The sequence below is a fragment of the Oerskovia paurometabola genome, from assembly GCF_016907365.1.
GTDB lineage: Bacteria > Actinomycetota > Actinomycetes > Actinomycetales > Cellulomonadaceae > Oerskovia > Oerskovia paurometabola.
The window spans coordinates 917244-940483 of sequence record NZ_JAFBBV010000001.1 but is presented as its reverse complement, the minus strand read 5'-3'; the positions used below and the strand labels follow the sequence as shown (position 1 = coordinate 940483).

General features: G+C 72.6%; 23 protein-coding genes and 1 tRNA gene. 14 read left to right on the top strand and 10 right to left on the bottom strand.

Annotated features, from left to right (window positions below; translation table 11 throughout):
- Window positions 1-2: 2 nt before the first annotated feature.
- Window positions 3-2090, bottom strand: coding sequence for an ABC1 kinase family protein (locus tag JOD48_RS04190; protein WP_204807620.1), 2088 nt, complete (start codon window positions 2088-2090; stop codon window positions 3-5).
- Between the two features lie 206 nt (window positions 2091-2296).
- Between JOD48_RS04190 and JOD48_RS04185 the strand changes: the two genes are divergently transcribed.
- Complete coding sequence (locus JOD48_RS04185; protein WP_204807618.1) at window positions 2297-3910, top strand: alpha/beta hydrolase; 1614 nt, start codon at window positions 2297-2299, stop codon at window positions 3908-3910.
- A gap of 136 nt (window positions 3911-4046) precedes the next feature.
- A complete protein-coding gene (locus tag JOD48_RS04180) occupies window positions 4047-4640 on the top strand; it encodes a DUF6993 domain-containing protein (RefSeq protein WP_191792263.1) in 594 nt (197 codons plus the stop codon).
- Between the two features lie 51 nt (window positions 4641-4691).
- Here the strand turns inward: JOD48_RS04180 and JOD48_RS04175 are convergent, their stop codons facing one another.
- A complete protein-coding gene (locus tag JOD48_RS04175; RefSeq protein WP_191792262.1) occupies window positions 4692-4928 on the bottom strand; it encodes a hypothetical protein in 237 nt (78 codons plus the stop codon).
- A 137-nt stretch (window positions 4929-5065) separates the two neighbouring features.
- On the opposite strand from JOD48_RS04175, the gene JOD48_RS04170 reads away from it, so the two are divergent.
- Both JOD48_RS04170 and JOD48_RS04165 read left to right on the top strand, forming a co-directional pair.
- Window positions 5066-5944: an SDR family oxidoreductase gene (locus tag JOD48_RS04170; protein ID WP_204807615.1), complete on the top strand. Its 879-nt coding sequence runs from the start codon at window positions 5066-5068 to the stop codon at window positions 5942-5944.
- Between the two features lie 142 nt (window positions 5945-6086).
- Window positions 6087-6419 carry a cupin domain-containing protein gene (locus tag JOD48_RS04165; RefSeq protein WP_191792260.1) on the top strand — a complete coding sequence of 111 codons (333 nt, stop codon included), beginning with the start codon at window positions 6087-6089 and terminating at the stop codon, window positions 6417-6419.
- 24 nt (window positions 6420-6443) lie between these two features.
- On the opposite strand, the gene JOD48_RS04160 is transcribed toward JOD48_RS04165, so the two are convergent.
- Window positions 6444-7658, bottom strand: a complete 1215-nt coding sequence (locus JOD48_RS04160) for an alpha/beta hydrolase family protein (protein ID WP_191792259.1) — start codon at window positions 7656-7658, stop codon at window positions 6444-6446.
- Window positions 7659-7849: 191 nt separating this feature from the next.
- Here JOD48_RS04160 and JOD48_RS04155 point away from each other — a divergent pair, with 191 nt between their 5' ends.
- The 5 genes from JOD48_RS04155 (at window position 7850) to JOD48_RS04135 (ending at window position 12952) form a co-directional block, all read left to right on the top strand.
- Window positions 7850-10117: a heavy metal translocating P-type ATPase gene (locus tag JOD48_RS04155; protein ID WP_372440687.1), complete on the top strand. Its 2268-nt coding sequence runs from the start codon at window positions 7850-7852 to the stop codon at window positions 10115-10117.
- Window positions 10118-10129: 12 nt separating this feature from the next.
- Window positions 10130-10582, top strand: a complete 453-nt coding sequence (locus JOD48_RS04150) for a DUF6153 family protein (protein WP_204807613.1) — start codon at window positions 10130-10132, stop codon at window positions 10580-10582.
- 84 nt (window positions 10583-10666) lie between these two features.
- On the top strand, window positions 10667-11278 hold the full coding sequence (locus JOD48_RS04145; protein ID WP_204807611.1) for a DUF305 domain-containing protein: 612 nt from the start codon (window positions 10667-10669) through the stop codon (window positions 11276-11278).
- A gap of 117 nt (window positions 11279-11395) precedes the next feature.
- A complete protein-coding gene (locus JOD48_RS04140; protein WP_204807609.1) occupies window positions 11396-11971 on the top strand; it encodes an alpha/beta hydrolase family protein in 576 nt (191 codons plus the stop codon).
- Window positions 11972-12181: 210 nt separating this feature from the next.
- A complete protein-coding gene (locus JOD48_RS04135) occupies window positions 12182-12952 on the top strand; it encodes a hypothetical protein (RefSeq protein ID WP_204807607.1) in 771 nt (256 codons plus the stop codon).
- Window positions 12953-13066: 114 nt separating this feature from the next.
- On the opposite strand, the gene def is transcribed toward JOD48_RS04135, so the two are convergent.
- The gene (def, locus tag JOD48_RS04130) at window positions 13067-13750 is read right to left on the bottom strand and encodes a peptide deformylase (RefSeq protein WP_204807605.1); all 684 of its coding nucleotides are present in this window, start codon (window positions 13748-13750) and stop codon (window positions 13067-13069) included.
- Window positions 13751-13999: 249 nt separating this feature from the next.
- On the opposite strand from def, the gene JOD48_RS04125 reads away from it, so the two are divergent.
- Together JOD48_RS04125 and JOD48_RS04120 are read left to right on the top strand one after the other, a co-directional pair.
- A complete protein-coding gene (locus tag JOD48_RS04125; RefSeq protein ID WP_204807602.1) occupies window positions 14000-14845 on the top strand; it encodes a M15 family metallopeptidase in 846 nt (281 codons plus the stop codon).
- Window positions 14846-15276: 431 nt separating this feature from the next.
- Entirely contained in the window at window positions 15277-15444 is a 168-nt protein-coding gene (locus tag JOD48_RS04120) for a hypothetical protein (protein WP_204807599.1), read from the top strand.
- A gap of 112 nt (window positions 15445-15556) precedes the next feature.
- On the opposite strand, the gene JOD48_RS04115 is transcribed toward JOD48_RS04120, so the two are convergent.
- The 4 genes from JOD48_RS04115 to JOD48_RS04100 all read right to left on the bottom strand — a co-directional run bounded on the left by JOD48_RS04115 (window position 15557) and on the right by JOD48_RS04100 (window position 19120).
- Window positions 15557-15629 (bottom strand) — tRNA-Thr (locus tag JOD48_RS04115).
- 209 nt (window positions 15630-15838) lie between these two features.
- The gene (locus tag JOD48_RS04110) at window positions 15839-17383 is read right to left on the bottom strand and encodes an alpha/beta hydrolase (protein ID WP_204807597.1); all 1545 of its coding nucleotides are present in this window, start codon (window positions 17381-17383) and stop codon (window positions 15839-15841) included.
- A gap of 128 nt (window positions 17384-17511) precedes the next feature.
- A complete protein-coding gene (locus JOD48_RS04105) occupies window positions 17512-18075 on the bottom strand; it encodes a hypothetical protein (RefSeq protein WP_204807595.1) in 564 nt (187 codons plus the stop codon).
- A 106-nt stretch (window positions 18076-18181) separates the two neighbouring features.
- Complete coding sequence (locus tag JOD48_RS04100) at window positions 18182-19120, bottom strand: LysR family transcriptional regulator (protein ID WP_204807592.1); 939 nt, start codon at window positions 19118-19120, stop codon at window positions 18182-18184.
- 71 nt (window positions 19121-19191) lie between these two features.
- Between JOD48_RS04100 and JOD48_RS04095 the strand changes: the two genes are divergently transcribed.
- On the top strand, window positions 19192-20505 hold the full coding sequence (locus JOD48_RS04095) for an MFS transporter (protein ID WP_204807589.1): 1314 nt from the start codon (window positions 19192-19194) through the stop codon (window positions 20503-20505).
- Here JOD48_RS04095 and JOD48_RS04090 read toward each other — a convergent pair.
- Together JOD48_RS04090 and JOD48_RS04085 are read right to left on the bottom strand one after the other, a co-directional pair.
- Entirely contained in the window at window positions 20435-20995 is a 561-nt protein-coding gene (locus JOD48_RS04090) for a hypothetical protein (RefSeq protein ID WP_204807587.1), read from the bottom strand. The genes JOD48_RS04095 and JOD48_RS04090 overlap by 71 nt on opposite strands.
- The gene (locus JOD48_RS04085; protein ID WP_191791782.1) at window positions 20992-21636 is read right to left on the bottom strand and encodes a LysE family translocator; all 645 of its coding nucleotides are present in this window, start codon (window positions 21634-21636) and stop codon (window positions 20992-20994) included. The genes JOD48_RS04090 and JOD48_RS04085 overlap by 4 nt, the downstream gene beginning before the upstream one ends.
- Before the next feature lie 241 nt (window positions 21637-21877).
- Between JOD48_RS04085 and JOD48_RS04080 the strand changes: the two genes are divergently transcribed.
- Together JOD48_RS04080 and JOD48_RS04075 are read left to right on the top strand one after the other, a co-directional pair.
- Window positions 21878-22765 carry an alpha/beta fold hydrolase gene (locus tag JOD48_RS04080; RefSeq protein WP_204807584.1) on the top strand — a complete coding sequence of 296 codons (888 nt, stop codon included), beginning with the start codon at window positions 21878-21880 and terminating at the stop codon, window positions 22763-22765.
- A gap of 62 nt (window positions 22766-22827) precedes the next feature.
- The gene (locus tag JOD48_RS04075) at window positions 22828-23199 is read left to right on the top strand and encodes a YybH family protein (RefSeq protein ID WP_191791784.1); all 372 of its coding nucleotides are present in this window, start codon (window positions 22828-22830) and stop codon (window positions 23197-23199) included.
- The last annotated feature ends 41 nt before the right edge of the window (window positions 23200-23240 follow it).

Here is a 23240-nt window from a genome sequence, read left to right as displayed (position 1 = left end):
TCCTACCAGCTCCGGTCGGCCGGGGCGCCCCGGAACGCGTAGATCAGCACGCGGATGCTGAGCACCGCACCGATGAACAGCATCACGGCGCCGAACACCGAGTACCAGCTCAGGTCGTTCGTGAGCTGCGGGCCGTTCTCCGCGATGAGGAGGAAGACCCCGCCCACGACGCTCGCGGCCGCGATGATGGTCGAGATGACCTGCTGCACGAGGCTCGTGACGAACTTCCGGTCACCCGGGTCGGCGAACGCCCGGACGTTGACGGTGAACCTGCCCGCCTCGAGGTCCGACGTGATCTTGTTGAGGCGCCGGGGAAGGCGTTCGATCGACGGGGCGAACGCCAGGAGCTGGGACCCGGCTTTCGCGCGGATCTTGCGCAGGCTGACCATGTTGCGCAGCAGCTCCTCGCCCTCGTCGCGCGCCGAGGAGACGAGCTCGAACGAGGGCGAGAGCAGGTGCAGCGTCCCGTCGAGCGCCGCGATCGTGCGGAACGCCGCAGCGACCTGCGGCGGCACGCCCATGCCTGCGTCGTTCACGAGGCGGACCATCGCCGCGAACAGCGAGCCGCTGCTCGCCGCCCCTGCCCCGCGGAACCGCAGGATGAGCCGACCGACCGAGCGCTCGAACCTGCGCTCGTCGAAGCTGTCGGGCTGGTCGAGCAGCTCGATGAGCGCGTCGGTCGCCGCGATCGAGTCGTCGGCCTCGACCGCGAGCAGCACCGCCGCGAGAGCGACCCGCTCGGCCTCGTCGAGCCGGCCGACCGAGCCGAAGTCGAGCAGCCCGAGCGAGCCGTCGTCACGCAGGAAGACGTTGCCCGGGTGCAGGTCGGCGTGGAACACCCCGGTCACGACGATCTGGTCGAGCGTGACGCGCAGCAGGCGGGCCGCGATGTCGTGGCGCGTGTCGTCGTCGAACGTCGCGAGCAGGTCGGCCGCGTCCCCGACGGGAGTGCCGTCGAGACGGTCCATGACCAGGAGCGTCGAGCTCGACAGCTCGGGGTGCACGTACGGGATCTCGACGAGAGGCACGTTCGCGTCGGGATCCTCGACCTGGTGGGCCCCGGGCAGCGGGTGCCGCTTCGACCGGCGGATCGTCGCGAGCGCGCCCTGCACGTTGAGCGTGTTCTCGAGCTCGGTCGTGTAGTCGAGCTCCTCGCGCAGGGAGGCCGCGAAGCCTTCGGCGAGGTCCATGATGCCCAGCGACGGCCCCCACGACGTGTCGCGCTGGAGCCTGCGCGCGATCCGCAGCACGATGCGCAGGTCGCCGAGGACCTGCTGGCGTGCTCCTGGCCGCTGGACCTTGACGACGACCTCGCGTCCGTCGAGCAGGGTCGCGCAGTGCACCTGGCCGACCGAGGCGGACGCGATGGGATCGGGGTCGAAGTATGCGAACACGGTGTCCACGGGCGCGCCGATCGACCGCGTGACCATGGCCTCGATGTGCGCCCAGGGCGCGGGCGGGACCTGGCTCTGGAGCCGGGACAGCTCCTCGACGTACACCGCGGGCAGCAGGTCCGCACGGGTCGAGAGCATCTGGCCGAGCTTCACGAACGTCACGCCCGCGTCGCTCAGCGCGGCCCGCAGCTCGCGCGCGACGGCCCTCTCCTCGGAGTCGGTGGTCCTCTGGTGGCTGCGCCGCCGTGCGCCGCGACCGAAGAACCCGCCCAGGCCGTGGCGGATCATGATCCCCATGATCTGGGTGTAGCGCCACAGGTCCTTGGACCCCCTGCGCAGCTCGACGACCGCGCGCCACGGGGTCGGGATGCTGCCCGTCGGTACCAGGAGCTCCAGGACGAGCAGCAGACCGAGGCCGATCACGAACGACCACGCCCACGCGAGGACGACGATCACGAGGACGACCCCGGGGTGGACCGTGAGCGACCCGTCGGCCTCCAGGACCCCGAGCTGCTGGAACCCCTCGGTGAGCCCCCACGACCCGAGCGAGACCACGAAGACCGTCATGAGGATCGACCGGATCCACCCGACCGGCACTCCCAGGACCCTGCGGGCCGTCGCCGCGAGCAGGAGGACCATGACGATCGTGGCGGCACCGGTGAACAGGGCCGTCCCGATCGAGGAGAGGATCTGCATGGCCCCTACTCTCCCGCGCCGGGCGGGCGAGCGCAGGAGGACACGCACCGGGCGGGGACGGTCGTCGCGTCGAGGGACTCGTGCCGAGCCTCGAGGTGCATGTCCGACATGGTCGTGCTCGGATGGTCCCGATGACTTCGCGATCGACGACGACACGAGTCCGCGCCGCAGCGTCCACGCTGGCGGCGGTCCTTCTCCTGGGTGGCATGCCTGCCGTGGCCGCCACCGGGCCGGGGGGTGATCCGCCGTCGCCGGGCGGGCAGGTCGAGGCCGGGCAGGTCGAGGCCGCGGTGCCCCAGATCGCGTGGGGGCCGTGCGACGGCGCGGGCCTCGAGGCGTTCGAGTGCGCGAGCGTCGAGGTCCCCACGGACTACGACCGTCCGCGGGGCCGGACCACCACGATCGGCCTGACCCGGCTGCCCGCGACCGACCCGACGCAGCGCGTCGGGAGCCTGTTCACGAACTTCGGCGGGCCGGGCGGCCCGGGCGTCGAGGGCCTCCACCAGCTCGGCGGCAGGCTGTTCGACGACGAGGTGCTCGCCCGTTTCGACGTGATCGGGTTCGACCCGCGCGCGGTCGGGACGTCCGACCCGGCGACGTGCTTCCGCGACGCCGAGCGCGAGACGGCGTTCATGTCGAGCGTGCCGGCGTTCCCGGTCACCGACCGCGAGGAGCGGCGCTTCCTCGGGCAGATGGCGACCCTCGGGGCGTCGTGCACCCTCTTCTCCGGGGACCGCATCTCGCACTCGTCGACCGCGAACGTCGCTCGCGACATGGACCTGCTGCGCCAGGCCGTGGGCGACGACGAGCTCAGCTACGTCGGCTACTCGTACGGCACGGTCCTCGGGGCCACGTACGCGGCGCTGTTCCCGGACCGGGTCCGCGCGATGGTGCTCGACGGGACGATGGACGTCGACGCCTGGTCGGGCGTCGGGTCCGACGAGCTGCTGGGCGCGCGCATCGGGCAGGCCGCGGGCGCGACCGAGACGTTCGGCGAGTTCGCGCGGCTGTGCACCGAGGCGGGCCCGACGGCCTGCGCGCTGGCGTCGCTCGGCGACCCGGCCGAGGTCGTCGAGGCGACGTACGCAGCCTTGCGCGAGACACCCGTCGAGGTGCCGCTCCCGGACGGTTCGACCGTCCCGATCGGGTATCCCGAGACCGTGGCGCTCGTCTTCTCCTACCTCTACGAGCCCGTCGCCTGGGGCGACCTCGACCTGACGCTCGCGAGCCTCGCGGTGCTGAGCGGCGCCGTCGGGCCGCCTGCCGCGGACGCGCCCGGCGCCCGCAGCGCCGCCCCGTCCCTCGGGGAGCTCCTGCGCCGCGCCGGGTACGCGCAGGACTACCCGTCGGTCGGCGGCGCGCTCGCGAGCCTGTGCGTGGACGTCACCACGCCGGGCGCCCCCCGGTCGTACGCGGCGAAGGTCGACGCGCTCGACGCGCAGTACCCGCACTTCGGCCGCTACCGCGGCTGGGTCGGCATCCAGTGCGAGTTCGTCCCGGTGACCGACCGCGACGCGTTCACCGGTCCGTGGGACCAGACGACCGAAGCGCCGGTGCTCGTCGTCGGCACCCGGTTCGACCCGGCGACGCCCTACGCGTTCACGCAGCCGTACGCCGACCGCTGGCCCGACGCACGCGTGCTCACCGTCGAGGGGTGGGGACACACGATCGTCGGCAAGTCCGCGTGCGCCGACGCCGCGGTGGCCCGCTACCTCGTCGACCTCGAGGCGACCGACGGCGCGACGTGCGCCCAGGACATGGTGCCGTTCCAGGGGCCGTCGGTCCCGCTCGGCGAGGCGCTGAGGCTGCCGGTGACGTAGGCCGTGATGCGGACGGCGCGGCACGGGGCGAGGGCGGTCCGACCGCCCTCGCCCCGTCGCGTCCGCTCGTGGAGATCTCGCGCAGGGTCGCGCCCTGCGCTGGACGCGTGGGTCGCCGGGCCGCGAGACTCGCCGGATGAACCGCCCCCTGCCCGACGGCGTCACGCCCGCTGGTCGTTCACGTGCGGCCACGTGGGTCGTCCGGGTCGTGGTCGGGCTCGTGGCCCTCGTCACGGTCGCACTGGTCGCGGCCTTCGTGGGCTTCGTGGTCCTGATCGGCCGGTGGCCCGACGCGTTCGACACGTCCGGCGGGCCCGACGCGCCCCAGGACGTGTCCTCCTCGGTCACCGGGTCGACGGGCCAGACCCCCGAGCCGGAGAACCAGGGACTCGACTCCTCGAACGAGGCCTACCGCGAGCGCCGCGGGACCCCCGCGTCGGACGCCGAGGCCGCGCTGTCCGTCCCCGCGGTCGAGGCCGCGCTCACCCCGCTCGTCACGGGCGAGACCCTGCGCCGCGACGAGGTCGTGGCCGCGCTGACGGGTGCGGGGTTCGAGACGTTCGGCGTGACTCCCGAGACGACGGTGTCGGGCGACCCCGCGACGACCTTCGGGGTCGGTGTGAGCGTCCCCGGGGGCTGCGTCTACGGCGGGATCGCACCGGAGGGCGTGACCCTCGAGGCGGGCGGCCCGATCGCCGACGGCGGCTGCCTGGAGATGCCGACCCACTGACTCTGCTGACGCCGACGGCCCGCAGCCGGGCACCGGATGCGGCGCGCGGTGCTAGGCCGACGCGGCCTCGGGCTGGGACTCGCCCGGGTTGGCGCGCTCGAGCGCTGCCCGGTAGACGCGCAGGCGCTCGACCTGCAGGTCGGAGAACAGGGGCGCGTCGACGTCCTCGACGGGCTGCGTCCGCAGGAAGTCGAGGATCTCGGTCTCGGTCTCGTCGATCTCGGCGAGACGTTCGCGATCGGCGTCGTTGAGGAGCTGCCAGACGTCGACGAAGGTGGGCACGTGCATCACCCCATGCTCTGTCACCCGTCCCCGGATCGCGCGCCGACCTGCCGACGAGTGACCGGCGTCACACCCCGGAGGGGGCGTGCAGGCGGCTGCGAAATGGCCTGGAGACCGTTTCGCCGAGTCGCTACGGTCGCCGCATGACGACCCCTCACCTCCCTCTCGCCGGCCGTACCGCCCTCGTGACCGGCGTGTCCCGGCGCAAGGGGATCGGTTACGCCGTCGCCCGCGAGCTCGCCGCCCAGGGCGCCAACGTCTTCACGCACCACTACGCCCCGCACGACGCCGCCCTGCCCTGGGGCGGGGACGATCTCGACGCGGTCGCCGACGGCGTCCGGGCGGCGCTCCGTGGCGAGGCGGTGTCAGGAGCGGCGAGCGCCGACCTGCGCGATCCCGCTCGGCTCGACGCACTGTTCGATGCCGCTCTCGCGCTCACCGGGTCGGTCGACGTCCTCGTGTGCAACCACGCGCGCAGCGGCGGCGACGGCTCGATCCTCGACATGGACGCCGACACCCTCGACGCGTTCTGGGGGGCCAACACGCGCTCGACGCTCCTGCTCACGCGCCGGTTCGCGCTCGAGCACGCCCGGACCGACGGGAAGCCCGGAGCCCGGCCCGGAGAGCGCTCCGCCCGCCAGGGCCCGGCCGACCCGGAGACGGCGCCCAAGGTCTTCTGGATGACTTCGGGCCAGCAGGCCGGGCCGATGCGCGGCGAGGTCGCCTACGCGGCGTCCAAGGCCGCGCTCGCCGGAGTCACCGCGACGGTCGCGGCCGAGCTGCTCGACCTGGGCATCGTGCTCAACACCGTCAACCCTGGCCCCGTCAACACCGGGTACCTCGACCCGGGGTCGACCGACCGGCCGCTCGCCGAGCTCGAGGCCCTGCGCGCGGCGACCCCGTTCGGCCGCTGGGGCGAGCCCGCCGACCCTGCCCGCCTCATCGCGTGGCTCGCCGGACCGGCGGGCTCGTGGGTCGTCGGGCAGGTTCTCACCACCGATGGCGGGTTCGGGATCCAGTAGCCCGGCGCCCGCCCCAGGCCACGTACCCGGGCGCGCCGACGAGGCGCGGTGAGCGACGCCGTCGGGCACCCGCGCACACCGGGCGAACCGGACGCCCGACCGCCATGATGGAAGCCCCACCCCCGGCCGAACGGAAACCCCCATGACGAACCTCGAGCTGCTCACCGACGCGCACCTCACGCGCGCCCGGGACGGCGACAACGGCCGCAGCGCGGAGGTCGTGCTGCACGACGGCGTCCTGCGCCAGACCATCATCGCGATCCTCGCGGGCGTCGAGCTCGGCGAGCACAACTCGCCGCCCGCCGCGAGCATCCAGGTGCTGCGTGGCCGCGTCCGCGTCACGGCGCTGGAGGGCGACGAGGAGGTCGGTCCGGGCGAGCTGCGCGTGCTCACGCACGAGCGGCACGCCGTCGCCGCCCTGGAGGACTCGGCGTTCCTCCTGACGACGGTCACGAGCGTGCCCACGGCTCCCTGACGGGCGCACCCCGGCACCGGGAGGCTACGCGGGGGTGCCGTCGTATCCGAGGGTCTCGTCGAGCCAGTCGTACACGCGCCGGTGGAAGACCCCTCGGCCGGTCATCTCGCAGTGGCCCGTGACGCCGTCCCCGGGGCCGAGCTCGACGTACTCGGTCGGGCACGTGAGGTTCTCGGCGAGGGTCCGGGACGAGACCGACAGGTCGTCGCCCACGGTGCGGCACACGAGCACCGGGCAACGGATGAGGTGCTCACGCCCGCGCAGCGTGTAGTCACGGGACATCCTGACGAAGTCGAGCGGGTCGCGTACGCCGTGCACCCACAGGTTCCGGCGCAGCGCCCAGCCCGCCGAGGGCTTCTTGAGGAGCTGGTGCAGCGCGGTCTCGACGACCCGGAGAGCGGCCCCGTGGTCGTCGCCGAGGTGGCCTGCCAGGAGCGAGGGGAACTTCGCAGCGACCGTGTCGAACAGGTCGTACGGTCCGCTGTCGGCGACGCAGGCCGCGAGGCGGTGCTCCCCGGTCGCGGCGCGGGGCGCGAGGTAGCCGCCGAAGCTCCAGCCGTGCACCACGATGCGCTGCGGGTCCACCTCGTCCAGGGTCAGCGCGTGGTCGACGACGGCGCTCACCACGGTCTCCCAGTCCGGCCGGAACGCGATGCCCTGGTCGAGGATCACGCTGCCCTGACCCGGGCCGTCGAACGCGAGGACGTCGTACCCCCGGTCGAGCGCCGCGACCGCGTTCGCGAAGTACAGCTCCTCGGCCGTGCCGTCGTAGCCGTCGACGAGCAGGACCGTGGGACGCGGGCGTCCGTCGTCGGCGGCCCGGTAGAAGTAGCCGGGGAGCGTCCCGCCCTCGAAACCGATCTCGAGCACGTCCGGGGGAAGGTCCAGGAGTGCGGCCCCCTTGCGGAAGGTCTCGGTCTGACGGCGCGAGCTCTCGCGGAACCTGTCGTCGACGGGCGCCCCCATGAGAAAGAGCCCAGCCGTGCGGTAGTAGTTCGAGGCGCGCAGCCAGGCACCGCGGGCACTGGCCCGGTGGCCTGCGATGTCGCTCTCCTCGGCAGCCTTCTCGACGCGCGCGGCGGTCGCGGACCACTCGTCGTACCACTGGTTCCCGTCGGTCCGGGTGATGCGGCGGGCGGTCTCGAGGCACTCACCGATCTCCGCGCCGCCCTGCGCGGTGTACGCGAGCGCTCGGACGAGCTGCGCGTCGAAGAGCTCGTCGTGAAGGACCAGGGTCATGGCTGCTCCGCCCGTCGTCGGGCTTTCAGGCTAGGTCCGCGACCGGGGCACCGCGCGTCGGCGTCTCGCGGCTTCCTCTTGACGGACCGGGAATGCTGCGGCAGTATCAAGAGTTATCGATACCCCTAGGGGGTATGCTGGGCGCCAAGGTCGCCCGGCGCGATACGAGGGAGGACGGGACAGTGAATCCCATGGACCACGACGAGCACGGTGAGCACGACGAGCACGGTGACCGCACCGGTCACGGCGGGCACGCAGGTCGCGACGACGCGCAGCACACGGGCGACGACGGCTCGCACGCGGGCCACGCCGAGCACCGGAGCCACACCGAGCACCAGGGCCACGCAGGTCATGACATGGCGACCATGACCGCGACCGACCACTCGGCCCACGCCGGCGGCCACGAGGACCACTCCGCGCACGACGGCCACGCCGCTGCCCACGCAGGTCACGAGGGCCACGGCGGGCACGGCGGTCACGCAGGCCACGTCGCGATGTTCCGCCGCCTGTTCTGGATCATGCTGGCCCTCGCGGTCCCGACGGTCCTCGCGAGCGAGATGTTCGCGTCGATCATCGGCTACTCGCTCCCGGACGTCCCGGGCATCGCGTGGATCTCGCCGGTCCTCGGCACGGTCATGTACGTGTGGGGTGGCAAGCCGTTCCTCACGGGCGCGTTCGACGAGCTCAAGGCGCGCAAGCCCGGCATGATGCTGCTCGTCGCGCTCGCGATCACGGTCGCGTTCGTGTCGTCGTGGGGCGCGAGCCTGGGGATCCTGTCGCACGAGCTCGACTTCTGGTGGGAGCTCGCGCTGCTGGTCGTGATCATGCTGCTGGGCCACTGGATCGAGATGCGGTCGCTCGCGCAGTCGTCGTCGGCCCTGGAGTCGCTCGCGGCGCTGCTGCCCGACGAGGCCGAGCGCGTGAGTGACGACGGCCAGGTGTCCACGGTCTCCCCGACGGACCTTGTCGTGGGCGACGTCGTCGTGGTGCGTCCTGGTGGGCGCGTGCCCGCGGACGGCGTGGTCTCGGAAGGGACTGCGGACGTCGACGAGTCGATGATCACGGGCGAGTCGCGCCCGGTGCGCCGGACGGTCGGCGACCACGTCGTGGCCGGGACGGTCGCGACCGACCAGGCGCTGCGCGTCAAGGTCGACGCGGTCGGCGACGACACGGCGCTCGCGGGCATCCAGCGCCTGGTGACGCAGGCGCAGGCGTCGTCGTCGCACGCGCAGCGTCTCGCGGACCGCGCAGCAGGCTGGCTCTTCTGGTTCGCGCTCGGCGCCGCGGTGCTGACGCTGATCTCCTGGACCGTGTGGGGCACGCCGGAGAGCGCGCTGATCCGGACCATCACGGTCCTCGTCATCGCGTGCCCCCACGCGCTTGGCCTCGCGATCCCGCTCGTCGTGTCGATCTCGACCGAGCGCGCGGCCAAGGCGGGCGTGCTCGTCAAGGACCGCATGGCGCTCGAGCAGATGCGCACGGTCGACGCTGTCCTGTTCGACAAGACCGGCACCCTGACCAAGGGCGAGCCCGTCGTGACACACCTGGTCGCGACGTCGGGCAGCGAGGACGAGCTGCTCGCGCTCGCGGCGGCCGTCGAGGCCGACTCGCAGCACCCCCTGGCCCGCGCGATCGTGGGCGCCGCTGCGGACAGGGGCGTGCGGGTGCCGCGCGCCGAGGACTTCCAGTCCTCGACCGCAGTGGGCGTCTCGGGTCTCGTGGACGGTCGCCGGGTGGCGGTGGGCGGCCCGTCGCTCCTGCGGGAGCACGGCCTCGACCCCGTGCCCGACGCCGCCGCATGGGAGGGCGAGGGCGCGACGGTCCTGCACGCGCTCGACCTGGGCTCCGGCACTCCGCGGGTGCTGGGCGGCTTCGCGCTGGCCGACGAGATCAGGCCCGAGTCCCGGGAGGCGATCGACGCCCTGCACCGGCGCAACATCCGGGTCGTCATGATCACGGGTGACGCGCAGGCCGTGGCGCAGTCGGTGGCCGACGAGCTCGGCATCGACGAGGTGTTCGCCGGGGTCCGTCCGGGCGACAAGGGCGACAAGGTCTCCGAGCTCCAGGCGCGCGGGCACAAGGTCGCGATGGTCGGCGACGGCGTCAACGACGCCCCCGCGCTCGCCCAGGCGGACGTGGGCATCGCGATCGGCGCGGGCACCGACGTGGCCATCGCGTCGGCCGGGGTCATCCTCGCGAGCGACGACCCGCGCTCGGTCCTGTCGGTCATCGAGCTCTCCCGGGCCAGCTACCGCAAGATGAAGCAGAACCTGTGGTGGGCCGCCGGGTACAACCTGGTGTCGGTGCCGCTCGCGGCAGGCGTCCTGGCGCCGGTCGGGTTCGTCATGCCCATGGCGGTGGGCGCACTGCTCATGTCCCTGTCGACCGTGATCGTGGCCCTCAACGCGCAGCTCCTGCGCCGCCTGGACCTCGACCCCGAGCGTGTGGCAGCCTCGTAGACGATGTCCGTGATGTCCCCGACCGCCCTGGCCAGGACCCTGTCGACCGCCCACCTGGGCGACACGGTCCGGCCCGCCCGAACCGCCGGCCTCGTCCGGCGGTTCGCGGTGCTGCTCGGGATGGTGGTGCTGCTCGGCGGGTTCGTCGGGATGCACCAGATGTCGGGCAGCCCCGTGGCGCACGGGCCCGCGCACACGGTCGCCGCCGAGGCGGCTCCCACCCTGGGCCACCCGCTCGGCGACGTGGGCGCGGAGGAGGGGGCGCCGTCGGGCACGGGGCACGGCGAGATGGAGGCCATGTGCCTCCTGGTGCTCGTCGCGCTCTTCTCGCTCGGCGGCCCCGCGCTCGTGCGCCGCCTGCCCGACGGCGTCACGTACCTCGCGCGCGTCGTCGCGCCCTGGCGGCGGCTCGGGTCGGCGCTGCGGCCGCCGTCGCTCGTCGCGCTCGGGATCAGTCGGAGATAGGAGCCCGGCCCGACCAGGGCCGCAGCGACCGTCACCGCCACGGGGCACCCGTGGCACACCGACCGATCACCTGAAGGACGACTCATGAACAAGCACACCCTGACCAAGGTCGGCATCGGCCTGACCCTCGGCTCGACGCTGGCACTCGCGGGCTGCGCCGACGCGGGCGACGGCGCAGACATGGAGGGTCACGACATGGGCAACGGCTCGCCGTCGCAGGACACGGGGGCCGACGCCGCCGGGGCGAACGACGCGGACGTCATGTTCGCGCAGATGATGATCCCTCACCACGAGCAGGCGCTCGTGATGTCGCGCATCGTGCTCGACACGGAGGGCGTCGACCCTGCGGTCGTCGATCTCGCGACCCGCATCGAGAGCGCGCAAGAGCCTGAGATCGCGACCATGGAGGGCTTCCTCGCCGAGTGGGGCGCCTCGACGACGGGCGACCACTCGGGCCACGAGATGGACGGGATGCTGAGCGACGAGGAGATCCAGGCGCTCGAGGCCGCGGACGCCGCGACCGTCTCACGCCTGTTCCTCGAGGGCATGATCGCCCACCACGAGGGGGCCGTGGACATGGCCGAGGCCGAGCTCGCGGACGGCGAGAACGCCGAGGCGCTGGCGTTGGCCCAGGAGATCATCGACGCCCAGGAGCAGGAGATCCAGGAGATGCGCGAGCTCTTGGCGACCCTGTAGCGGTTGCAGCCAGGTGCCGAGCACGGGGTTGAGGTCGTTCTGAGCAGACTGACGACCTCAACCCCGTGCTCGACCGCAGGAAAGGTCCTGGTCAGCCGCCGCTGCCAGACTGGAACCATGACGCGATCATCAGGCGCAGCGGTCGGCGGGCTCCTCCTCACGCCGGGGGCCGGGGCCGGTCGCGACCACCCGACCCTCGTCGCGGTCGAGGAGGCCGTGGCTCCGCTGCCCGTGCGCCGGGTCGACTTCCCGTACCGGCTCGCCGGGAAGCGCATGCCGGACCGGGCGCCCGTCGCGGTCGCGCACCTGGTCGAGGAGGCCGCGCGCTTCGCGGCCGAGGAGGAGTTCGCGTCCGACCGGCTCGTGCTCGGCGGTCGGTCCTACGGCGGACGCATGTGCTCGCTCGCCGTGGCCGAGGGCCTGCCCGCGGCCGGCCTCGTGCTGCTGAGCTATCCCCTGCACCCGCCGGGCAAGCCCGACAAGCTGCGCGTCGAGCACTTCCCGCAGCTCACGGTCCCCGTGCTGTTCGTGTCCGGGACGACCGACCCGTTCGGCTCGCCCGAGGAGTTCGACGAGCACGTCGCGGCGATCCCCGGGCCGGTCACCCAGGTGCGACTGCCCGGCGCCCACGACGTGCGCAACGACCACGCGGCGGTGAGCGACGCCGTCGTGCGGTGGCTCGCGACGCTCTGACCCCTCCCCGCGCCGCGACACGCGAGCGACACGCTGGGAGCGCTTCCACAATCACCCGGTCCCGAGTACCTTTGGCGCTGATATGTCGCGTTCGCCCCGTCGATCCGGGCATGTCGGACGAGTACGGTGATCAACCGTCCGGCACCAGCCCCGCTCGCTCCCGAGAGCCGAGGGCGTCCCCCTCCGACCACCCTCGAAAGGTCCTCCTCGATGCGCGCAGCGCCCGTCGCCCTCCTCACGGCAGCGATCCTCGTGGCCACCCCCACGATCGCGTCCGCAGGGTCCGACTCCCCCACCCCGTACACCGTGACCGCGAGCGGCGTGAGCCTGCCCGCGGGCCAGGTGTTCCGCGAGCACGGGCACGTCAACTACCGCGCGACCGCGCTCGACGGGACGGGCGAGCAGAGCTTCAACGTCCACCTCGAGACGGCCAACGGGCGATCGACTGCCGCGTATGTCGGTGCGAGCTTCCTCGACTTCGCGGGCGCCGTCGCCGCGTTCCCCGCAGGCTTCTGCGTGACGTGGGTCCAGGTCGAGGGCTTCGACGAGCACTTCGGCGAGGGCGGCCAGGCACCGGAGTGCACCCCGAAGCCGACGCCCCTGCGCCCGGCCCCGCCCGTCACGCGTCCCATCCCGTCGCCGGCCCCGAGCAGCGAGGTGCCCGACGGCGGAGCACCGGTCGAGGCGCCCGTGTCGCCTCCGCTCACGGAAGCCCCGACGACGCCTCCGGTCACCGAGCGCGAGCTCGCCGCGACGGGCCCAGCGCCAGAGGACGCTCCCGTGGCGGGTGCGACCACGGTCGCCCGGGCCGTTCCGTCGGCGGCGCCCGGTGCGGCGGCGACCGATGCTGTGACCGCGGCCGCCGACGAGGGACTCGCGGCGACCGGCTCGAACGCGCTGCTCGTCGCGGGCGGCGCGGTTGTCCTGCTGGCCGCCGGGACTGGTGCGGTGCTGCTGAGCCGCCGGTCGCGGCGCGCCTGACCCGACCCCCCGGAACGAGAGGGGTGGTTCGGTCTGAGACGGGTTGCTGGGTCGCGTCCCCAGCAACCCGTCTCAGACCGAACCACCCGTCTCACCCGGACCTCGTCGGAGGGGTCAGCGCAGCGGCGCCTCCGGGTACTCGGCCGGGGTCTTGCCCAGTGCCTCCGACAGCTCGAGCCGCTCCTCCAGGACCCCGGGCCGCTCCCGGTGCATCTCGGCGATCACGGCCTCCTGCGCGGCGGGCGTGAGGTGGTCGAAGTAGAGCGTCCCGTCGAGGTGCTGCGCCTCGTGCTGGAGCGCACGGCCCAGGAAGTGCGACCCGGTGAGCTCGACCGGCTTCCCGTGCTGGTCGAACCCGCGCACGATCGCCTTCACGGGGCGGGCGAGCGGCGAGTACGCGCCCGGGATCGAGAGGCACCCCTCGTCGCTCTCCTCGATCTCGTCCTCCGGTCCGTCGAAGACCTCGAGCACGGGGTTGACGACGTGCCCGACGTGACGGTCTTCGTTCTCGTCCTCGACGTCGTACACGAAGACCCGCAGGTCCACACCGACCTGCGGCGCCGCCAGACCCACACCCTCCGCGACGAACATCGTCGTGAACAGGTCGTCGACGAGCTGCGCGAGCTCGGGCGTGCCGAAATGTGTGACCTCACGGCACGGTGCGTGCAGGACGGACTCGCCGATCTCGGTGATGCGCAGGATGTTGCCCCGCTCGACCTCGGGGGCGATCTCCGGGAAGGACTTGACCGGCTGGCCCAGGACGTAGGTGACAGGGCGACGACGGCCGAAGGTGAACATGGGACAAGCGTAGGTGGTTACCCCCGCGTGCCCTTCCCGCACCAGCGTGGTCCGCACGAGGCGGTCCGACGGTGCGCCGAGCACAGCCGCCCGCCTCGCGGCCGACGTGCGAGGCACGCGTGCGGGACCCGCCCTCCTGCGCGCAGACTGGAAATCCCACTCAGGCCGGGTGAAACCTCGCATAGCGGTTGCGGACCGAGAGAAAGATGCCAAGGTGATTCCACTCGACAAACGGTGCGAAGGGGGACCATGAGTACAGAACAACCTGCTCGCGCAGAGCCCGAACCAACGCTAAGCAGGCGACACGCGCTGCAAGCCTTGGGGCTCAGCGCGCTACTTGGAGCGGCTGTTGTCGGCACAGCTCCACGAGCGGCCGCCTGGGATGGCTACCAGAATGGGCGACTGCCAGCATCGGCCCTCGTCGGGCTTTCCATCGGCGGCACTCTCCACGCGGATGCGGCAGCCGCGTTCGAGCGGCTCCGTCCAGCTTTCGAAGCTGGCACCGGCGTCCCTTTGCGCGCGACGGACACGTATCGAACCTACGCGGTCCAGGAGAGCATCTTTCTTGACCGTTATCGGCCTCAGGCCACCGGGAGCGGAACACTGGGCGACGTCCGCATCTGGAACGGCGTGCGCTACGTCAGGATCAAGGACGCGGCAGCGGCGGTTCCCGGGACGTCGAACCACGGCTGGGGACTGGCCGTGGACTTCTCATCAGGAATCAACTCGTCATTCTCCTCACCGACATACCTGTGGATGGCGGCCAACGCTCCGTCCTACGGCTGGTCGAATGCCGTCGGGCGCCTCATCGGCGAGCCCTGGCACTGGGAGTTTGCCCTTGGCGATGCACCCGAACCCGAACAGCCCACCTTGGAGGAAGAAACCATGAAGATCATCTCCCGCATTGGCGACGAGGCCGCCTACCTCGTTTCTGGTACCTCCATGGTCCAGATCACCTTCGAGCAGGCACAGGCCCTGGGCAAGGTCAACGTGCCCATCTACCGCCTCAACCCCGCCGAGGTCCTGGCGGTCATGACGGCAATTCACAACGCCGCCGTCGACGAGAAGGTAACCCAGAACGCAGCCGGCGTCTGAGCGTCTCCTTCGCCACAAGCAGCCCCGTCGCCCTTCGGGATGGCGGGGCTGTTCGTCGTTGGCGAGCAACCTACCCTGCGCGGCGTGTGCGCGCTGTCGCGAAGTCGATGACCTTCGGCGTGCCACGAGGGCCGCGATACAGCCGCGCGTCCCTGTGTCTCAGCTTCGAAGTCATCGAGGTTGTCAACGACCCCGATTCCGAACCGCTCCACGGCTCGGATCGCGTTCTTGGGCAGCGAAGTGCGCCTTCACGAACTCGACCTGCGCGGGCCTGAGGTGCCACCGGGTGACCGGAGGAACGAGCAGCCCGTACTCCGCACGCAGCACGCGCCGAACCTCAAGCGGAGCACGCCTGAGCTCGCGCGCCAAATCGGCAGGTGTCACATCATCGTCAGCCATGGCCGGGAGCCTAGCCGACCTACCCTGAGCAAATGCTCCTCCACGCGATGCTCGAGCAAGCACCCGCCGACTCGACCGGCGAGGGCGAGCGCGTCACGCGCGAGACGCGCGTCGAGGCACCCACCTACGACGACGCCTGGGCCAAGCTGCACGCCGAGCTTCCCGACGGCTGGCGCATCCCGCGGTTCCGGAGCGCGTGATCGCGACGAGCGACACAAGGCCCACCCGTTGGCCCACCTGGGTCGAATGAGAAGGCTGATCGGACCAACGCGAAAGGCCCGGAACCGTTGAGGTTCCGGGCCTTCCTGTCTGAGCCGCCTATCAGAATCGAACTGATGACCTTCTCATTACGAGTGAGACGCTCTACCGACTGAGCTAAGGCGGCGCGTACCGGACGTCACGCCGTGCGGCGCTCCGTTTCAGCAAGCGTCGCAACTGTACCCAACGCGAGGGCGTGAGGACAAACTGGCTCCCGCGACACCGTCGGGCAGCCTGCGTGGGCGCCGGCCGGCCCCGGCGCGAGCCGCCCACGAGGACGGCCCGGCCGCCTCAGCGACCGGGCCGTCCAGACCGCACAGCAGGGCTCGAGAGCCCTCAGCAGACCTTCCCGTCCTCCGGGACCTTCCCGTCCACCAGGTACGCGTCCACGGCGTCGGCGACGCACGCGTTGGACCGGCCGTAGGCCGTGTGCCCCTCGCCCTCCCAGGTGAGCAGCGTGGCGGAGTCGAGGGTCTTGGCGAGACCCTCGGCCCAGACGTAGGGGGTCGCGGGGTCGTTGGTGGTCCCGATGACGACGATGGGCGCGGCGCCCTTGGCGTGGAGGTCGAACTCCTGGTCCACGACGGGGTAGGCCCAGTCGACGCACGACAGACCGCCGTAGGTGAAGAACGAGCCCATGGTCGGGGCCGCCTCCTCGATCTGGGCGGCCTGCTCGGCCATGAACTCGGGGTCGGGGTTGCCGCGGGCGTCGAGGCAGTTGACGGCGCGGAACGCCTCGGCCGAGTTGTCGTTGAACGTGCCGTCGGCGTTGCGGCCGTTGTACAGGTCGGCGAAGCCGAGCAGCATGGTGCCGTCGCCGTCGTTGAGCGCGGCGTCCAGCCCGGCGGTCAGGGCGTACCAGCTCTCGTTGTTGTAGAGCGGCAGCGCGATGCCGTAGAACGCGAGCGTCGACGTCAGGCGGCGGTCGCTCGTGGTCCGCATGGGTCGCTCGGCGACCTGGTCGAGGAACGCCTTGACCTGCGCCATGCCCTCGTCGACCGAGCCGGTCAGCGGGCAGTCCTTGCCGCCTTGGCAGTCCTCGACGTAGGCGCGCAGCGCGTTCTCGAAGCCGACGGCCTGCTGCGCCGAGATCTCGTCGGAGGTGAGCGTGGTGTCGATCGCGCCGTCGAGGACCATGCGCCCGACCTTCTCCGGGTACAGCCCCGCGTACGTCGCGCCGAGCTGGGTGCCGTAGGAGAAGCCGAGGTAGTTGAGCGCCGAGTCGCCGAGGACGGCGCGCAGCATGTCCATGTCGCGCGCGGCGCTCTGGGTGTCGACGTTGCCGAGCAGGTCGCCCGTGTTCTGGGCGCACGCGTCGGCCCAGGCCTTGAGGTCTGCCGTCATCTCGGCGCGGCCCTCGTCGCTGTCGGGGTAGGCGCGGGACAGCGACGTGTCCTTGGCCGCGTCGTCGAGGCACACGACGGGGGTCGAGGCCCCGACACCGCGCGGGTCGAACCCGATGACGTCGTAGGCCTCCTTCACGGGCTCGCCGATGCTGCCCGCCGCGCTGGTGATGTACTCGATGCCCGAACCGCCCGGCCCGCCGGGGTTGGTCAGCAGGGAGCCGATCTTCTCGCCCGAGGCGGGCAGCCGCTTGAGCGCGAGCTCGATCTTGCCCTGCGCGGGGTCGTCCCAGCTCAGGGGCGCGATCGCGGTCGCGCACTCGAACCCGCCGCCGCAGTCGTCCCACGCGAGGCTCTGCCCGTAGAACTCGGCGAGCTCGGCCGGCACGTCCTCGCCGGTCCCCGCGGACCCCGTCGACGACGCCCCCGTCTCGGCGGGGCTCTGCACCTTGGGCGAGGGGGCGCACGCCCCGAGCAGCAGGGCGAGGGCGAGCGTCGCGGCGGACAGCGCTGTGGTGCGGCGATGGGGCGTCTTCACCCGGCAACGGTAACGGGTCGGGCTGGGCCGGGACCTCGAACGACGCCCCGGACCCAGCCCTTTCACGCGAACTTCACGGGCGAGCGGGCGGCGGGCCGCCCCGGTCTCGCGCGGGGCCCGTCAGCGGGTCAGGACTGGGCGACCCACGCGGCCTCGCCGACCTGCCCCGCGGCCGCGCGCGGCGCCAGCACGACCGTGCCTGCCTCGTCGAGGCGCACGGTCACGTCGGCGGACTCGTCGACGCCCTCGGGGGCCTTGACGACGGTGGTCCAGGGGCGCAGGTCCATGGTGCAGGGCTTGGTCTCGTCGACCTTCTGGAAGGTCACGACGACGTCGCTCCCGTCCAGGGTCGCGTCGCCCTCGGCGATGCTCGGGCACGTGCTCGACCCGAAGGTCACGACGTACAGATAGCCGTCCTCCGCGGTCCAGGCCGCGCCCGTCCCGCCGGTCGTGGGCGCGTCGATCCCCGTGGGCAGGTCGACGCCGTTCACGCCGGCCTCGATCGGCAGGTCGGCCGCGTCCAGCGGGGCCTCGGGGGACTCGTCGGACGGCGTGGTCTCGTCCGCGGTGCTCTCCTCGGCGCTGGGGGTGCCCGAGGCGTTCCCGCCCGAGTCGGTGTCCGTGCCGCACGCGGTGAGCGCCAGGAGCGCGACGAGCGAGACGGCGGGGGCGAGTCGGCGCAGGGAAGTCATGGGCGGGGTCTCCTTCGGGCTTCGGCATGGGCGCCGCGGTGGCGTGCACCCCTCACTCTCATCATGTCGTGGCGACCGCGGTTCTTGCGTGACGACACGGCGCCGCTCAGCGGAGGGGCGCGCCGCCGTCGGGCATGCTGCCGGCCACGATCCTCGCGCGGAGCATCTCGACGAAGGCCGCGAGCGTGGGCGAGGTGTTGTCGGGAGACCAGGCCGCGCCGATGTCGCGCGAGGGCACGGGCTCGTCGAGGCGGATCTCGACGACGTCGTGCAGGGGTTGGCGGGCCGGGGGCAGGACGCTCACACCGAGGCCCGCGGCGACGAGACCGCGCACGGTGTGCAGGTCCTCGCCCTCGAAGCCGATGGTCGGGCGCACGCCCGCGGCGGCGCACAGCGCGTCGACCGTGCCCCGCAGCCCGAACCCGTGCTTGAGCGTGATGAAGGTCGACCGAGCGGCCTCGCGCAGCGTGGCGGCGGGTCGCGACGCGAGCTCGTGCCCTGCGGGGACGATGAGGACCAGGGGCTCCCGGAACAGCGTGAGGATCTCGCGGCCTGCGGGGGCCGGGACGAGGCGCGAGACGAGCGCGATGTCGGCCTCGCCCGCGGCGAGCGCGTCGAGGCACGAGCGCCGCGCGCCCTGCGTCATGGTGAAGCGGACCGCGGGGTGGTCGGCGAGGAACTCCTTGATGAGCGCCGGGACGACGGACTCGCCGAGCGAGGTCTGGAACGCGACCGACAGCGTGCCGCGCGCCAGCGCCTCCCTCGAGCGGACGGCGTCCACTCCCGCGCCGAGTGCCGCGAGCGCCTGGCGGGCGTGCGGCAACAGGGCGCGGCCCGCGTCGGTGAGCCGGATGCCTCGGCCGTGCCGCTCGACGACGGGCACGCCCAGCACCTCGCCCACGCGGGCGACCGCGCGGCTCACGGTCGGCTGCGGGGCGCGCAGCATCGCGGCCGCGAGCGTCACCTGCTCGACCTCGGCGACCGCGACGAACGCGGGCAGGAGAGGCAGCAGGCGGCGGGTCTCTTCGTCCAGGGCAGCATCCATGCTCGGATCGTATATCTGGCTGCTGATACATGCATTGGACGCAATGGTCCGGGCTTCCTAGCGTCGACCCCATGCCCACAGCCCCCGCACCGGTCACCTCGCGTGCGCTCGTCGTCACGGCGCACCCCCCGTGGACAGGGCACCGACGCAGCTCCCAGGGCTACCGCAGGACGGTCGTCGCGCTCGTGTGCGCGGGGCTCGCGACGTTCGCCCAGCTCTACTCCCCGCAGGGCATCCTGCCGATGATCTCCGCCGACCTCCGGATCGCCGCCCCCACGGCCTCGCTCACGGTCTCGGCCGCGACGCTGGGCCTCGCGCTCGCGGTCCTGCCCTGGTCCGTGGTCGCCGACCGCATCGGCCGCGTCCGCGCCATCCGGATCGCGCTGGTCGCGGCGACCACCATCGGCCTGCTGGCGCCGTTCGCGCCCACGATCGAGCTGCTCGTCGTCGGCCGCTTCCTCGAGGGCGCCGCGCTCGGCGGCGTGCCGGCGCTCGCGATCACCCTGCTGCACGAGGAGATCCACTCCGCACACACCGCGGTCGTCGCGGGGATGTTCGTGGGCGGGGTGTCGATCGGCGGGCTCGCGGGCCGGGTCCTCGCCGCGGGCGTCGCCGAGCTCGCGGGCTGGCGCGTGGGCCTGGCCACAGTGTCGGGGCTCTGCGTGCTCACGACCGTCGCGTTCGTCGTGCTCGCGCCGCGGGCGCGAGGCTTCGTGCCGGACCGCGAGGGACTGAGGCACGTCGGCTCGCTCGTCCTGACGAACCTGCGCGACCGCGGTCTGCTCGTCCTGTACGCCAACGGAGCCCTCGTCATCGGCGGGTTCGTGACGATCTACAACTACCTCGGGTTCCGCCTCGAAGCACCGCCCTACCTGCTCCCCCCGGCAGTCACGTCGCTCGTGTTCTTCGCCTACCTGGGCGGGGCCGTGTCCTCCCGCCTCGCGGGCAGCCTCACCGCCCGGTGGGGACGCCGACGCGTCCTGGCCGTCGCGGGCGCCACGATGAGCGCGGGGGCACTCCTGACGCTCACCCCCCAGATCCCCCTGATCCTGCTGGGGCTCGTGGTCCTGACCGCCTCCTTCTTCGGTGCGCACGCGGTCGCGTCGGGGTGGGTCGGGCACCGGGCGGTCGTCGGACGCTCCCAGGCGACCTCGCTGTACAACGCGTTCTACTACGCCGCATCGAGCCTGCTCGGCTGGCTCGGCGGCGTGACCTGGGTGCACGCGGGCTGGCCCGGGGTCGCGATCTTCGTCGCCGCGGTGACTCTCACCGCGCCGCTGCTGACGCTGGGGTCGCGCTCGCTGCGCACACCCGTCAGCGGGACGACGCGACGAGCCGCCCGTCCCCGCCCTCGACCGACACCCGCCGGGGCAACGAGCTCTTAGGCGTCGTGAGACGCCCCGTCGACCCGTCGAGGCGCCACACCGCCTGAGCGCCCACGACCGAGTACTGCCGCCCGTCCGCCCCGACCCCCGACGGGTGGAGGAACACCAGGTAGCGCTCGCCCTCCTCGGGCGTCGGCGCAGCGTTGACGTAGTGGCCGGAGTCCTGGCGGAGCGCGACGAGGTCGTCCGCCACAAGCGGTCCACCGTCCGACGTGACGACCCGGACCTCGGTCACGGCGAAGGGCGCGGTGCTGATGTGCTCGGTCCACGTCCGGCCAGTCGGCTCGACGACCGCGACGTCCGTGGCCTCGACCGCCAGGTCGTCGACCGAGGAGTAGTCCCGGATCAGGTCGAGCTCCTCTCCCCCGTGGGCGACGAGCGCGGCGTCGGAGGACGTCCACCACACAACCGCTCCCAGCACCAGGACGGCGAGGACCCCGAGCCGGACCCACGACCCTCGGTCGACCTCGCCCAGGTCCACGGTCCTCACGCGGTCGCCGGGGACGGGGCATCGATCGCCAGCTTGACCCCGACAGCGCCCAGGAGCGTCCCGGTCGCGCGACGCTGCCAGCGCATCCACGTCGGCCGCGCGCGCAGGAACACCGCGATGCTGCCCGCCGCGAGCACGATCGCGGCGTTGACGACCATGCTGACCCCGATCTGCACGCCGCCCAGCACGAACCCCTGCGCCATGACGTCACCGGCCCCGGGGTCGATGAACTGCGGGATGAGCGCGAGGTACATGATCGCGGCCTTGGGGTTGAGCAGGTTGGTCAGCAGCCCCATGCGGAAGAGCCTCCCGCGGGAGTCCCGGGGCAGGTCCTGCGCCTCGAACGGGCCGCGGCCCCCCGGGCGCAGCGTCCGCCACGCGAGGTACAGCAGGTAGCAGGCGCCTGCGACCTTCAGCGCGACGTACAGCCACGGCACGACCACGAAGACCGCCGCGAGCCCTACGTTCGCCATCGTCATGTAGACGAGGAACCCCGCTGCCGTCCCCGCGAGCGAGACCATGCCCGCCTGCCACCCCTGGCTGATGCTGCGCGAGACCAGGTAGACCATGTTGGGTCCAGGGGTCAGGACCATGCCCAGGGCGACCGCCGTCATGCCCAGGACCGCTGCCGTGCCGACCATGCGTGGCCTCCTTCTCGTCTCCTGCATTGTGCCCGCGCCGACCCGTGGCGACCACCCCTCTCGCGACAGTGCCCGAGCGCGCCCGAACGCCTCGCCCGCTCACCGTGCACGACCACCACCCGCGAGGCAGGGTGGGAGGAGACGGTGCGATGAGTTCCGGCGACGCGGCAGGTCTTGGTCCCATACCGCTGAGACGGTCGGCGCCCATGCCGTCCCGCTCACCCGACCGAGAGGCACGACAGTGACCGACATCGAGACCCGCACCCTCGAAGCCCCGGGGGCGACCATCACCTACGACGTCCGCGGGAACCCCGCCGACGCCACGCCAGAGGCCCCGGTCCTCCTGATCGCCGGCTCCCCCATGGGGGCCGACGGGTTCGTGACGCTGGCCTCGCACTTCACGGACCGGCCGGTCGTGACGTACGACCCGCGCGGAGTGTCCCGGAGCACCCGCACCGACCCGTCCGCACCCGTCACTCCCGACCATCACGCCGATGACCTGCACCTCGTGATCGAGGCCCTGGGCGCCGGACCGGTCGACGTCCTGGCGAGCAGCGGCGGGGCGGTCAACGCCCTCGCGCTCGTCACCCGGCACCCCGAGCAGGTGCGGACCCTCGTGGCGCACGAGCCGCCGTCGGGTCCCGCGCTGCCCGACCGCGACGCCGCGCTCGCCGCGGTGCAGGCCGTCTCGCGGTCCTACCAGGACAAGGGGTTCGGCGCGGGCATGGCGCACTTCATCGCCCTCACGAGCTGGGAAGGCCCGTTCCCCACCGACTTCGCGGACCAGCCCGCGCCCGACCCGGGCGCGTTCGGGTTCCCCTCCGAGGACGACGGGTCGCGCGACGACGCGCTGCTGGGGCAGAACCTCATCAGCTGCACCCACTACGAGCACGACTACGACGCCCTCTCCCGCGTCTCGACGCGGGTGGTCCTGGCGGCCGGGGAGGAGTCGGGCGAGCAGATGGCCGCCCGCGCCGCCCGGGGGGTCGCGAAGAACATCGGCACCGAGGCCGTCGCGTTCCCCAGCGGGCACGGCGGGTTCATGGGGGACGAGTACGGCATGCCCGGTGACCCCGACGGGTTCGCCGCCGCGCTCCGCAAGGTCCTCGAAGGGACGGACGTCCGCTGACGGGCAGGTCGGGCGCTCCCGGCCAGGAGGCGCCCGGCCGCCCGACCGACAGGAGGGATCACATGGACCGCGACGGTGTCATGGCGTGGGTCGACGCGTACGAGACGGCCTGGCGCGCGGAGGACCCGCGGGCCGTCGCGACCTTGTTCACCGAGGACGCCGCGTACGCACGCTCACCCTACGACGACCCGCTGCGCGGGCACGACGCGATCCGCGACTTCTGGCTCGCCGACGCCGGGGAGACCTTCACCATGACGGCCGAGCCCGTCGCGGTCGACGGGCTCGCGGCCGTCGTCCGGGTCGAGGTCCGCTACGGCGGGGCGACGCCGCAGGAGTACCGCGACCTGTGGATCCTGCGCTTCGCGGACGACGGCCGCGTGGAGGACTTCGCGGAGTGGGCGTACTGGCCCAGCAAGCCGTACACCGCGGGCTGAGACCCCGCCCGCGCCGACGCGCACGCGCCCGTCCTCGCCCG

Bases quoted from the DNA above. Each gene is read 5' to 3' on its own strand.
- JOD48_RS04105 (WP_204807595.1), bottom strand. From the start codon at position 18,075: ATGACTTCCCTGCGCCGACTCGCCCCCGCCGTCTCGCTCGTCGCGCTC.
- JOD48_RS04125 (WP_204807602.1), top strand. From the start codon at position 14,000: ATGAGTACAGAACAACCTGCTCGCGCAGAGCCCGAACCAACGCTAAGC.
- def (WP_204807605.1), bottom strand. From the start codon at position 13,750: ATGTTCACCTTCGGCCGTCGTCGCCCTGTCACCTACGTCCTGGGCCAG.
- JOD48_RS04175 (WP_191792262.1), bottom strand. From the start codon at position 4,928: ATGCACGTGCCCACCTTCGTCGACGTCTGGCAGCTCCTCAACGACGCC.
- JOD48_RS04160 (WP_191792259.1), bottom strand. From the start codon at position 7,658: ATGACCCTGGTCCTTCACGACGAGCTCTTCGACGCGCAGCTCGTCCGA.
- JOD48_RS04190 (WP_204807620.1), bottom strand. From the start codon at position 2,090: ATGCAGATCCTCTCCTCGATCGGGACGGCCCTGTTCACCGGTGCCGCC.
- JOD48_RS04085 (WP_191791782.1), bottom strand. From the start codon at position 21,636: ATGGTCGGCACGGCAGCGGTCCTGGGCATGACGGCGGTCGCCCTGGGC.
- JOD48_RS04095 (WP_204807589.1), top strand. From the start codon at position 19,192: ATGCCCACAGCCCCCGCACCGGTCACCTCGCGTGCGCTCGTCGTCACG.
- JOD48_RS04170 (WP_204807615.1), top strand. From the start codon at position 5,066: ATGACGACCCCTCACCTCCCTCTCGCCGGCCGTACCGCCCTCGTGACC.
- JOD48_RS04075 (WP_191791784.1), top strand. From the start codon at position 22,828: ATGGACCGCGACGGTGTCATGGCGTGGGTCGACGCGTACGAGACGGCC.
- JOD48_RS04100 (WP_204807592.1), bottom strand. From the start codon at position 19,120: ATGGATGCTGCCCTGGACGAAGAGACCCGCCGCCTGCTGCCTCTCCTG.
- JOD48_RS04145 (WP_204807611.1), top strand. From the start codon at position 10,667: ATGAACAAGCACACCCTGACCAAGGTCGGCATCGGCCTGACCCTCGGC.
- JOD48_RS04120 (WP_204807599.1), top strand. From the start codon at position 15,277: ATGCTCCTCCACGCGATGCTCGAGCAAGCACCCGCCGACTCGACCGGC.
- JOD48_RS04135 (WP_204807607.1), top strand. From the start codon at position 12,182: ATGCGCGCAGCGCCCGTCGCCCTCCTCACGGCAGCGATCCTCGTGGCC.
- JOD48_RS04150 (WP_204807613.1), top strand. From the start codon at position 10,130: ATGTCCCCGACCGCCCTGGCCAGGACCCTGTCGACCGCCCACCTGGGC.
- JOD48_RS04180 (WP_191792263.1), top strand. From the start codon at position 4,047: ATGAACCGCCCCCTGCCCGACGGCGTCACGCCCGCTGGTCGTTCACGT.
- JOD48_RS04185 (WP_204807618.1), top strand. From the start codon at position 2,297: ATGCCTGCCGTGGCCGCCACCGGGCCGGGGGGTGATCCGCCGTCGCCG.
- JOD48_RS04155 (WP_372440687.1), top strand. From the start codon at position 7,850: ATGGACCACGACGAGCACGGTGAGCACGACGAGCACGGTGACCGCACC.
- JOD48_RS04165 (WP_191792260.1), top strand. From the start codon at position 6,087: ATGACGAACCTCGAGCTGCTCACCGACGCGCACCTCACGCGCGCCCGG.
- JOD48_RS04140 (WP_204807609.1), top strand. From the start codon at position 11,396: ATGACGCGATCATCAGGCGCAGCGGTCGGCGGGCTCCTCCTCACGCCG.